We start from the raw sequence: 11485 nt of genomic DNA on the forward strand, positions 1-11485 counted from the left end.
AATCCCCCATCAATATGGGCGGAACCCTCACAATCACGCTAGGCTCCCTGAAGGACAGAAGGAGTCAACAACTTGTCAGCTAACCCGGCGCAGCCCATTTCCAGCCCTCTTACCAAGGTCTTGATTGCCAACCGCGGCGAAATCGCGGTCCGCATCATCCGAGCCGCCCGGGACGAAGGCATTGCCTCCGTGGCGGTTTACGCCGACCCTGACCGCGACGCCCTCCACGTCCGCCTCGCCGATGAAGCCTACGCATTGGGTGGCAACACCGCTGCCGAGTCGTACCTGGTGATGGACAAGATCATTGAGGTTGCCAAGCAGTCCGGCGCCGACGGCATCCACCCCGGTTACGGCTTCCTGGCCGAGAACGCCGAGTTTGCTGCGAAGGTCATCGACGCCGGTATCACCTGGATCGGTCCCTCCCCCGAGGCCATCTCCGCGTTGGGCGACAAGGTCCAGGCCCGCCACATCGCCGAAAAGGTGGGGGCTCCGCTGGTCCCTGGTACGGCCGACCCCGTCCAGGATGCCGACGAAATCCTGAAGTTCGCCGAGGAATTCGGACTTCCTGTCGCCATCAAGGCTGCCTTCGGCGGTGGCGGGCGTGGTATCAAGGTGGCCCGCACCATGGACGAAATCCCTGAACTGTACGAGTCTGCCGTGCGCGAAGCCACCGCAGCTTTCGGCCGCGGCGAATGCTTCATCGAGCGTTTCCTCGATGCACCGCGCCACGTTGAGACCCAGTGCCTGGCAGACGGCTTCGGCAACGTGGTTGTCGTCTCCACCCGCGACTGCTCCCTGCAGCGCCGCAACCAGAAGCTCGTCGAGGAGGCTCCCGCGCCGTACCTGAGCGAAGAGCAGGTCAAGCGCCTCTACGAATCCTCCAAGGCCATCCTCAAGGAGGCCAACTACCTCGGCGCCGGCACCTGTGAGTTCTTGGTGGGCCAGGATGGCACCATCTCCTTCCTCGAGGTCAACACCCGGCTCCAGGTGGAGCACTGCGTCTCCGAAGAAGTCACGGGCATCGACCTGGTCCGCGAGCAGTTCCGCATCGCCCGCGGCGAAGCCCTCGGCTACGAGGACCCCGAGGTCCGTGGCCACTCCTTCGAGTTCCGCATCACCGGCGAAGACCCGGGCCGCAACTTCATGCCCGCCCCGGGCACCATCACCACCCTGAAGAACCCGACCGGACCCGGCGTCCGGATCGATTCCGGCGTGGATCAGGGAGACGTCATCAGTGGCAACTTCGACTCCATGCTCTCCAAGCTGATCGTCACCGGCGCTACCCGCGAGCAGGCCCTGCAGCGTTCACGCCGCGCCTTGGAAGAGATGGTGGTGGAGGGTATCCCCACCGTTATTCCTTTCGACCTGGCAGTGGTCACCGACCCCGATTTCGCCCCGGCTGAGGGTCCATTCAAGGTTCACACCCGCTGGATCGAAACTGAGTTCGTCAACAGCATCCCGGCTTGGTCTGCCAGCACGGCCGGCGCAGAAAACCCCGACGCCGGTGAGCGCCAGCGCGTCGTCGTCGAGGTTGGCGGAAAGCGCCTTGAGGTCGTCCTGCCTTCCGGCTTGGGTGGCGGAGTGGCTGCCGTCTCGAGTGGCTCGGGCCCCAAGTCCGGGAAGTCCAAAAAGCGCTCCCGTTCCGCTGGTGCTACGGCTGCTGCGGCCGGCGGCAACGCCCTGACGTCGCCCATGCAGGGCACCATCGTCAAGGTGGCAGCCTCTGAAGGCGACGTCGTGGCCGAGGGCGACCTGATCGTCGTCCTCGAAGCCATGAAGATGGAGCAGCCCCTCACAGCCCACAAGGCCGGCACCATTCGCGGCCTGTCCGCCGCGGCAGGCGAGACCGTCGCCGCCGGCGCCGTCATCGCCACCATCGAGGACTAAGAACAACCGCTTAACGACGTCGGCCCCCCCCCCAACGGGGGGGGGGCGACCGCGCGATGGCGTACTTAGGCTACGTTGTTCTCGTAGTCGGTGTCCTTGGTTTCACGCGTCAACCACAGGGCGATGAAGGTCACCACAGCGGCGACGGCCATGTAGACACCCACCAACCAGGTGCTTCCGTTCGCTGCCGACCAGAGTGCGATGGCCACGAACGATGCCGGGGCGGCGCCGATCATGGACGACAGGTTGTAAGCGACCGCAGAACCTGTGTATCGGACATTTGCCGGGAAGAGCTCGGGCAGGATGGCGGCCATGGGACCGAACGTCAGGCCCATGAGCGTGAAGCCAACAATGAGTCCAACCATGGCGGCGGCCTGGCCAGGGCCGAACATGGTGAACCAGAGCGCACCGAAGACGAAGATGCCGGCGGTGACGCCCAGCAGGAACTTGCGGCGGCCCCACCTCTCAGCCAGCGGCCCGGAAACCACCGTGAAGATGCCGAAGAAGACCACGCCGATGATCAGCATCCACAGGAAGTCAGAGCGGGTAATGCCCAGTCCGGGAACGAATGCTGCGATTTGGTCAGCTGTCATGGGCTTGCCGGCTTTTTCGGCGGCGGCCTGGGCACCGGCCAGGGTGGGCTTGGTGCCGTAGGACAAAGTGAACGTGGTCATGATGTAGAAGAGCACGTAGGTGGCGAACATGATGAAGGTACCGGCCACCACGGGGCGCCAGTGGCTCTTGAGTGTGGCTGCGAGGGGCAGCTTCTGGACCTTCTCCTGCTGGATGACCTTGGTGAAGGACACGCTTTCCACCAGCTTCAACCGGACGTAGAGGCCCACGATGACCAGCACGGCACTGAGGATGAACGGAACCCGCCAGCCCCATGCGAGGAACTCTTCGGCGGTCAGTGCCACGTTCATCCAGATGAAGATGACGTTGGCAATGATGAAGCCGATCGGGGCACCAAGCTGCGGGAACGTTCCGTAGATGGCGCGCTTGCCTTCCGGAGCGTTCTCGGTGGCGAGCAAAGCCGCGCCGGACCATTCTCCACCAAGGGCGAGGCCTTGGAAGAAGCGCAGAACCACCAGGAGGATGGGCGCCAGGATGGCCCAACCCGGCATGGATGCCGTAGGCAGGAGTCCGATCAGGAACGTGGCAATACCCATGGTCAGAAGCGAAGCGACCAGGGTGCCCTTGCGGCCGATCTTGTCACCAAAGTGTCCGAAGACCACTGCGCCGATGGGGCGGGCGAAGAAGGCCACGCCGAAGATGGCAAACGCACTGAGCAACGCGTTGATATCAGTGGCGTCCGGGAAGAAGAGCTTCGGGAAGACGAGTACCGACGCGGTGGCATAGGCGTAGAAGTCGTAGAACTCGATCGTCGTGCCGATCAGGCTGGCGAAGATCACTTTGCCCCGCGAGTTCACCGGCTGAGTGGACTCGCCTTCCTTGGATGGTGCGGTGGAAGACATGTAGTTGCAGCTTTCGTTCACATGGATTATTCGAGAGTTCAATAATAGTTCCCGCTGTCCATTGACTGGACAACCAAGTCCAACATGCGGACAGCCGCAGAAATCCCACGATGTGGTCTGCGCCACAATACCTCACCACGGTCTCACGCGCCGGTGACCCCGCCGATAGGGAAATGTCACAGGGCGTTTACAAACAGCGTCCGTCCGTGAAATGCGCCAAACCTACCTTGGAAGAACAACGTCCCCCACCAAGGAGGCACTCCCGTGACTGTTGATAGCACCGCAGATGCACTGGTTCCCGTCCAGTCCACTGCTGCCGCCACCCCCACCCTTGAACACCGCCCCGGCCGCTGGATCGCCAACTGGGATGCCGAGGACAAGGGCCAGTGGGAAGCCGAAGGCCGGTCCATCGCCAAGCGAAACCTGTATTGGTCCATCTTCGCCGAATTCCTCGGATTCGTTGTGTGGCAGCTGTGGTCCATCGTGGTTGTCCAGCTCCCCGCCGCCGGTTTCACGTTTGATTCCAACCAGATCTTCTGGCTCATCTCCATTCCCAGCCTCGTAGGCGCAACACTCCGTATCCCCTACACCTTCATGGTTCCGAAGTTCGGTGGCCGGAACTGGACCATCGTCTCGGCACTCCTGCTCCTGATCCCCACCACGGGATTGGCGATCTGCGTCTCCAACCCGGAAACGCCGTTCGGTGTCATGCTTCTCATCGCCGCCCTTGCAGGCTTCGGTGGCGGCAACTTCGCCAGCTCCATGGCCAACATCACCTTCTTCTACCCGGCCCGCGAAAAGGGTTGGGCGCTGGGCCTGAACGCCGCCGGCGGAAACCTGGGTGCCGCCGTCGCGCAGCTTGTTGTTCCGATCGCCATCACGCTCCTGGCGGCGGGAACGGTCAACCTTCCCGTGGCCGGCATCATCTGGATTCCCCTGATCCTCATCGCCGCCTTCGGCGCCTGGAAGTACATGAACAACCTCACCAGCGCCAAAGGCGATGTGGCCGGCTCGCTGGCGGCCCTCAAGGAACCGCACCTGTGGGTCATGGCGTTTCTGTACATCGGTACCTTCGGTTCCTTCATCGGCTTTGCCGGCGTCTTCCCCAAACTGATCAAGGACTACTTCCCGGACTTCTCCTCCATCCACGTCGGCGCAGTTGCGCTCTCACTTGCCTTCCTCGGCCCGCTTGTCGGCTCCCTGGCCCGCCCCTACGGCGGACGCATGGCCGACCGGATGGGCGGGGCGCGAATGACCATTGCCTCCTTCGCTTCCATGGCCGTCATCACCCTCACCATGATCTGGACGTTGCCGCTGAAGAACTTCTGGCTCTTCCTCACCCTGTTCCTGCTCCTCTTCCTGGCGAGCGGCTTTGGTAACGGCGCAACATACCGCATGATCCCGGTCATCTTCGCCACCTCCAGCAGGGCTGCACGGAACGGAGCCAGCAGCGCGGCCACCGCCCGGCTTGCAGCATCCTCACTGGGCCTGATCTCGGCGATCGGCGCCTATGGCGGCTTCGTCATCCCGCAGGTGCTCAACGCCTCCAACACCACCGCAGGTTCCTACACCCCGGCGTTCTACGGATTCGTGGGAGCGTACGTCCTGATGCTCACCGTCTGCTGGGTCTGCTACATCCGCCCGGCCCGGAAGCGCAACACGATCGGACACATCTAGATGCCCAACGGCGCCGATACCCACTGCCCCTACTGCGCGCTCCAGTGCGCCATGACGCTGACCCCGGCCACGACGGACTCCGCCGCGCCGGGGCCGGCGCCCGCACCCACCGCAGAACCGGCCCAGCCAGCCGCGCCCCTGGAGGTCTCCGGGCGCGACTTCCCCACCAACCGGGGCGGGCTGTGCCGCAAAGGCTGGACATCGGCGTCGTTGTTGCATCACAACGGCCGGGTCACCGAACCGCTCCTCAAGGGATCGGACGGCGTCCACCAACCGATCTCCTGGGACCAAGCGCTCATGCTCATCGCAGCGGCCGTCAAGGACACCCAAAAGCACCACGGAAACGATGCGGTGGGCGTCTTCGGGGGCGGCGGCCTCACCAACGAGAAGGCGTACCTGCTGGGCAAGTTCGCGCGCCTGGCGCTGAGGACTTCCCGCATCGACTACAACGGCCGGTTCTGCATGTCCTCGGCTGCTGCGGCAGGCAACCGTGCGTTCGGCGTGGACCGCGGCCTCCCCTTCCCGGTAACGGACCTGGACACCGCGTCCGTCATCCTCATGCTCGGTTCCAACGTTGCCGAGACCATGCCACCCTTCGTCCCGCACCTGCAGGGCGCCCGCGACGCCGGCGGCCTGATCGTGGTGGATCCGCGACGCTCGGCTACTGCTGCGTTGACGTCCGAAGGCGGCGGCCTCCACCTGCAGCCGACCCCCGGTACCGATTTGGCCCTCCTTTTGGGCATCTCCCATGTGGTGGTGCACGAGGGCCTGGTGGATGACAAGTTCATTGCTGCAAAGACCACCGGTTACGCGGCTGTGGTGCGCAGCCTCAATGCCTTCTGGCCCGAACGCGTCCAGACCATCACCGGCGTTCCCGCGAACCTCATCCGCGAGACCGCCCGGCGGCTGGCTCACGGTGCCCGTACCGGCGGCAGCTACATCCTGAGTGGTCGCGGCGTGGAACAGCACGTGGACGGCACGGACACGGCCACCGCCGCGATCAACCTCAGCCTTCTCCTCGGCCTGCCCGGTTCGGCGCGCAGCGGCTACGGCACACTCACCGGGCAGGGCAACGGCCAAGGCGGCCGGGAACACGGGCAAAAGGCCGACCAGCTCCCGGGCTACCGCAAAATCACCGATCCCGCCGCCCGCGCCCACATCGCCCAGGTGTGGGGAATCGATGAGTCGCTGATCCCCGGACCGGGACTGCCGGCCGTCGAACTCCTGAAGTCGCTCGGGAAGCCCGACGGCGTCCGTTGCCTTTTCGTGCACGGCGCCAACGTTGTGGTGTCGGCACCTGATACGAACGCCGTGACGGCCGGGCTGCGGGCTCTCGACTTTCTGGTTGTCTGTGATTTCTTCATGTCAGAGACGGCTGCCGAAGCGGATCTGGTCCTGCCTGTCACACAGTGGGCCGAGGAGGAAGGCACCTTGACCAACCTCGAGGGGCGGGTGATCCGGCGTCGAAAGGCGCTGACTCCTCCCCCAGGCGTCCGCAGCGAACTCTGGCTCATGGCCCGGCTCGCCGAACGTCTGGAAGCACCCTCCACGTTCAGCGACGACCCTGAGACGGTGTTTGAAGAACTTCGTTTGGCCTCCGCCGGCGGCTTGGCTGATTACTCGGGCATCGATTACGCCATGCTGGACCGCGGGGAAGCGGCCTACTGGCCCTACCCCGTTGGCAGCACGGGCACGCCGCGGCTCTTCGGCGATGGCTTCGCGCACTCTGATGGCCGGGCCGTCATGGTGCCCGTGACCCCATCCAAGCGGGCGGTGCGTTCATTTGCGGATGACTCGCTGGCACTGGCTACCGGGCGGCTACTGGAGCACTACCAGTCCGGCGCGCAAACCCGACGGGTCGAGGCACTGATGGCAGCCCAACCGCAGGCGCGGCTGCTGATCCACCCGGGCACCGCAGCTTCACGTGGGATTGCCGACGGCGACTACGCCACGGTCACGAACGAACGCGGCGAGGTCCTCTGCCGGGCCGAGCTCAGCAACTCTGTCCGGGCCGACACTGTTTTCCTGCCGTTCCACTTCCCCGGCCAGGAGAATGCCAACCGCCTCACGGAGGCGGCCACAGATCCCATTTCCGGCATGCCGGAGTTCAAGACCAGCCGGGTGTGGGTTAAGAAGGCAGCGGCAACCCCGGTGGCAGCAACCGCCGTCGGGGTTCGAGCGCCGGTTTACGTCAAGGAGGCTTTATGAGCGAGCGGATTGTCGTCGTAGGTTTCGGTCCCGTGGCAGCGCGCCTCGTGGACGAAATCCTCCCCGCCGTACGTTCGGGCCTGGTCCAGCTGATGGTGGTTGGACAGGAACCGGAAGCTGCCTACAACCGCGTGATGGTTGCTGAACTGGGCGTGGGGCGGACCACTGCCGAGGCGCTGGCTATGGCTGACGCGGCCGACTTGATGGCCGACGGCGTCGACGTCAGGTTGGGCGTGAAGGTCAAAAGGATCGACCGGGCACGCCAGCACGTAGTGCTTTCCGATGGCAGCTCCGAGCATTACGACCGGTTGGTGTTCGCCACTGGTTCCCGTCCGGTGATTCCCAACCTGACCGGCCTCAACCCCGACCCTGCCGGACCTGTGCTTCCGGTGGGAGTGACGGCGTTGCGCGATCTCCGGGACGCCGCCGTCCTCCGTGCTGCCGTGGCAGGTGGCAAGCGCGTGGTGGTGCTGGGCGGTGGCGTCCTGGGCTTGGAGACGGCGCTGGCCGCCTCCGAGGAAGGTGCCTTGGTCACTGTCGTCCACAACGGCCCCTTCCCCCTGGGCCGCAGCATCGACCGGGGCAGCGGCTCCGTGCTCACCAACAGCTTGCGTTTGGGCGGAGTCAGGATGGCGGGCAACGCCCGCTCCACCGGTGTTGAAACGGCGGGTCCCGGAGGATCCTTCTCCGCCCTGTTGCTCGATGACGGTTCCGCGATCGACGGCGACCTGCTGGTGTTGTCCTGTGGCGTAAGGCCCCGGATTGAACTGGCGGAAGGCTGTGGTCTGCCTACCGGCGCCGGGATCCTGGCGGACCACCACCTCCGGACCTTTCACGAGCCCCACATGTTCGCGATCGGTGACTGTGCGGAAGTGCGCTGCCCGGACGCTGCCTGCACCGATTGCCGGAGCGCCACGGGTCCGTCAGGCCTGATTGGTCCGGGCTGGCGGCAGGCCGAATGGCTGGCCGAGTACCTCGTGGTCCTGGCCCGCGACGGACAGGACGCAGCGGATGCCCTGGAAGCGCTCCCCCCGGAAAAGCCCGGTGTGGTGGTCCTGAAGGCGCGCGGCATCAACCTTGCCGTGGCGGGCGACAACCAGGCAGATCCTTGGGATGAAGAGCTACTGGAGTCCGGTGCTGCTTCCGGGCGCCCGCGCCGGCAGGTCTCCCAGTGGGCCGATCCTGAGCACGGCCGCTACGTAAAGATGACCACCCGGGGCGGTGTGCTGGAGGGCTTGGTGTCTGTGGGCATGCCCCGTACTGCTGCCGAACTGGTGGTCTTGTTTGAGCGCTCTTCCGAACTCCCCGCGGACCGGTCCTTGCTGCTGCGCCTGGATGGTCCGGACCAGTTGGACAGCGGCGCCACCAGCACCGACCCGCATCGGACCGTTTGCCGTTGCGCCGGGGTCAGCGCGGCCAGCATTGAAGATTCCATACTTGAGGGCTGCGACACGCTTGGCGAGGTTTCAAAGGCCACCCGCGCCGGAACAGGCTGCGGCGGGTGCCACGAGGACATCAAAGGCATCATCGAGAAACACTTCCAGGCCGCCGCAGCTTGAAGCCGCATAGTTTTGGTTTGCCGCTCGGGTTCGGGGGTTCGCTGCGGAGCATGCCGTGCGCCCGGCATTCTCCGCAGCGAGCCATCGAATCGGACACTTCAGCATGCCGGGCCACGGTCCTGCGTTGCACATGCCGCTCGCTGAAGCCATCGCCGCTCTGCACACGTAGGAAGCACAAACGCCCGTTTCGATGGTTCGCTGCACGTTAGACGGTAGGAATCGTCTGGTGCGCTGCGAACCGTCGAAACGGGCGTCGGCGTTGGCGCTACATGTGAACGTGCAGGCGCCGAGCAGCTTCCGAGATGGAGCCGGTCAGGGACGGGTACACCGTGAAAGCGCTGGCCACGTCATCGACGTGCAGCTTCTGGGTGACGGCAACCGAGATCGGGAAAATGAGCTCGGAGGCATTCGGGCCTACCACCACGCCACCGATCACGGTGCCGGATCCCTTGCGGGCGATGATCTTCACGAAGCCATCCTTGGTGTTGCGCATCTTGGCGCGGGCGTTGCTGAGCAGGGACAACATCACGACATCGCCCTGGTATTTGCCGGACGCGAGGTCGGCCTCGGAAACGCCCACGGAGGCGATTTCCGGGGACGTGAAGATGTTGGACGCCACCTGGTTGAGCTTGAGGGGCTTCACGCCGTCGCCCATGAAGTGCGCGATCGCGATCCGGCCCTGCATAGCGGCCACGGATGCCAGGGCGAACACCCCGGTGCAGTCACCGGCCGCGTAGATGTTGGGGGCAGTGGTGCGGGAAACGCCGTCCACCTTGATGTGGCCGGATTCCGTGAGCGTCACGCCCGCTTCTTCAAGGCCGATTCCAGCGGTGTTGGGAATGGACCCAACACACACCAGGCAGTGCGTACCTGTCACGATCGATCCGTCACCCAAGGTGACCTTAACGCCGTCGTCGGTCCGCTCCACCGCGTTCGCGCGGGACTTCGACAAGACTCGGACGCCGCGGCGCTCAAAGACGCCTTCCAGCAGCTTGGCCGCATCCGTGTCCTCGCCGGGGAGGACCTGGTCGCGGCTGGAAATCAGGGTGACCTTGGAACCCAGGCCGTTGTAGGCGGAGGCGAACTCAGCGCCGGTCACGCCGGAACCCACCACGATCAGTTCTTCGGGAAGTTCGTCCAGATTGTAGATCTGGGCCCAGTTGAGGATGCGTTCACCGTCGGGCTTGGCGGTGGGGAGTTCACGCGGGTGGGCGCCAACGGCCAGCAGGATCGCGTCGGCTTCAATGGTGCGGGTGCCTTCGAGGGTCAGGACCTCGATGGTGTTGTTGTCCAGCAGCTTGCCCGAACCGATGACGATCTCCACGCCCAGGCGCTCCAGGCCCGCGCGGATGTCGTTCGACTGCCCATGGGCCAGGTTCAGGACGCGGTCGTTGATGTGCTTGAGGTCGGCGCGGGGCTTTGATGCCGCGCCGTCGCCGTCGAACTTCACTCCCAGCTCGTCGGCCTCGCCGACGCGGGTCATGAGATCGGCAGTTGCGATGAGCGTTTTGGAAGGCACGACGTCGGTCAGCACGGCCGAGCCGCCAAGGCCCGCCCGCTCAACAATGGTGACGTGGGCACCGAGTGAGGCGGCCACCATGGCAGCTTCATATCCGCCGGGACCACCTCCCAGGATCGCGATACGGGGGGCACTGAAGTCAACTTGGGTGGTCACAATCCTCAATTCTCGCTCATTGCCACGCCGGCTGCCACTCAGCCCACCCTCACCCGCGCGTGCGTCCCTACCAAAGTCCTGTGGCCGCAAGGTAGCTTGTACCAGTGAGTAACACTGAGCTGATGAATACAGACCCCTTCGAAGCCGCCCAGGCCGCCGCAGACTTCATTGCAGCGGAAACCGGCATCGAGTCCCACGATGTTGCACTGGTGCTGGGATCCGGCTGGGCCGAGGCCGCCGATCTAATCGGCGAGACCACCGCGACCCTTAACGCCTCGGAGGTGCCCGGCTTCCACAAACCCGCTGTGGTGGGCCACGTGGGCACCATCCGCTCCGTTCTGACCAAGGAGGGCAAGCGGGCCTTGGTGCTTGGCGCGAGGACCCACTACTACGAAGGCAGGGGCGTCCGATCTGTAGTCCACGGTGTCCGCACGGCTGCGGCCGCAGGGTGCAAGACACTTGTCCTCACCAACGGCTGTGGCGGCCTCAACGAGGACTGGACGCCAGGCACACCCGTGCTCATCAGCGACCACATCAACCTGACTGCGACTTCACCGCTTGAGGGCGCTACGTTCGTTGACCTCACCGACCTCTACTCTTCGCGGATCCGCGACCTGGCCCGTGAAGTGGATCCATCCTTGCAGGAGGGTGTGTACGCGCAGTTCACCGGGCCGCACTACGAAACCCCGGCGGAAGTCCAGTACGCCAAGCGCATCGGCGCGGACCTCGTAGGCATGTCCACCGCCTTAGAAGCGATCGCCGGCCGCCACGCGGGCATGGAAGTCTTCGGGATCTCACTGGTCACCAACCTCGCAGCCGGCATCAGCCCCGTTCCCTTGAGCCACGCCGAAGTCCTGGAAGCCGGCCAGGCTGCGGGCAAGCGTATCTCCAAGCTGCTGGCGGAGATTATCGCGAAGCTCTAGTAGCTCCTTGCGTCAGTCACATGCGTGGTCACCGTCCGGTGGCCACGCATTGCTGCTTTAAGGCTGCGTTTATCGGTGCGC

At 64.8% G+C, this 11485-nt stretch carries 7 protein-coding genes; 5 read left to right on the top strand and 2 right to left on the bottom strand.

Annotated elements, in window-relative coordinates; translation table 11 throughout:
• The first annotated feature begins 72 nt into the window (after positions 1–72).
• Positions 73–1887: an acetyl/propionyl/methylcrotonyl-CoA carboxylase subunit alpha gene (locus tag ACNQOP_RS09390; RefSeq protein WP_235519466.1), complete on the top strand. Its 1815-nt coding sequence runs from the start codon at positions 73–75 to the stop codon at positions 1885–1887.
• Between the two features lie 65 nt (positions 1888–1952).
• Here ACNQOP_RS09390 and ACNQOP_RS09395 read toward each other — a convergent pair whose 3' ends face one another.
• Positions 1953–3362, bottom strand: coding sequence for an MFS transporter (locus ACNQOP_RS09395; RefSeq protein ID WP_235519464.1), 1410 nt, complete (start codon positions 3360–3362; stop codon positions 1953–1955).
• Between the two features lie 264 nt (positions 3363–3626).
• Here ACNQOP_RS09395 and ACNQOP_RS09400 point away from each other — a divergent pair, with 264 nt between their 5' ends.
• Genes ACNQOP_RS09400 through ACNQOP_RS09410 form a run of 3 tightly spaced genes read left to right on the top strand, consistent with a single transcriptional unit; the run spans position 3627 to position 8806 of the window.
• Positions 3627–5039 carry an MFS transporter gene (locus ACNQOP_RS09400; protein WP_235519463.1) on the top strand — a complete coding sequence of 471 codons (1413 nt, stop codon included), beginning with the start codon at positions 3627–3629 and terminating at the stop codon, positions 5037–5039.
• The gene (locus tag ACNQOP_RS09405) at positions 5040–7247 is read left to right on the top strand and encodes a molybdopterin oxidoreductase family protein (RefSeq protein ID WP_416404306.1); all 2208 of its coding nucleotides are present in this window, start codon (positions 5040–5042) and stop codon (positions 7245–7247) included.
• Positions 7244–8806: an FAD-dependent oxidoreductase gene (locus ACNQOP_RS09410; protein ID WP_416404307.1), complete on the top strand. Its 1563-nt coding sequence runs from the start codon at positions 7244–7246 to the stop codon at positions 8804–8806. Before ACNQOP_RS09405 ends, ACNQOP_RS09410 begins: the two co-directional genes overlap by 4 nt.
• A 265-nt stretch (positions 8807–9071) precedes the next feature.
• On the opposite strand, the gene ACNQOP_RS09415 is transcribed toward ACNQOP_RS09410, so the two are convergent.
• Positions 9072–10481 carry an NAD(P)H-quinone dehydrogenase gene (locus ACNQOP_RS09415; RefSeq protein WP_416404308.1) on the bottom strand — a complete coding sequence of 470 codons (1410 nt, stop codon included), beginning with the start codon at positions 10479–10481 and terminating at the stop codon, positions 9072–9074.
• A gap of 122 nt (positions 10482–10603) precedes the next feature.
• Here ACNQOP_RS09415 and ACNQOP_RS09420 point away from each other — a divergent pair, with 122 nt between their 5' ends.
• Positions 10604–11404 carry a purine-nucleoside phosphorylase gene (locus ACNQOP_RS09420; protein ID WP_261609007.1) on the top strand — a complete coding sequence of 267 codons (801 nt, stop codon included), beginning with the start codon at positions 10604–10606 and terminating at the stop codon, positions 11402–11404.
• Positions 11405–11485 lie beyond the last annotated feature (81 nt).

Source organism: Arthrobacter sp. LFS091, assembly GCF_047977885.1.
Taxonomy (GTDB): Bacteria; Actinomycetota; Actinomycetes; order Actinomycetales; family Micrococcaceae; genus Arthrobacter.

Bases quoted from the DNA above. Each gene is read 5' to 3' on its own strand.
- ACNQOP_RS09395 (WP_235519464.1), bottom strand. From the start codon at position 3,362: ATGTCTTCCACCGCACCATCCAAGGAAGGCGAGTCCACTCAGCCGGTG.
- ACNQOP_RS09405 (WP_416404306.1), top strand. From the start codon at position 5,040: ATGCCCAACGGCGCCGATACCCACTGCCCCTACTGCGCGCTCCAGTGC.
- ACNQOP_RS09410 (WP_416404307.1), top strand. From the start codon at position 7,244: ATGAGCGAGCGGATTGTCGTCGTAGGTTTCGGTCCCGTGGCAGCGCGC.
- ACNQOP_RS09420 (WP_261609007.1), top strand. From the start codon at position 10,604: ATGAATACAGACCCCTTCGAAGCCGCCCAGGCCGCCGCAGACTTCATT.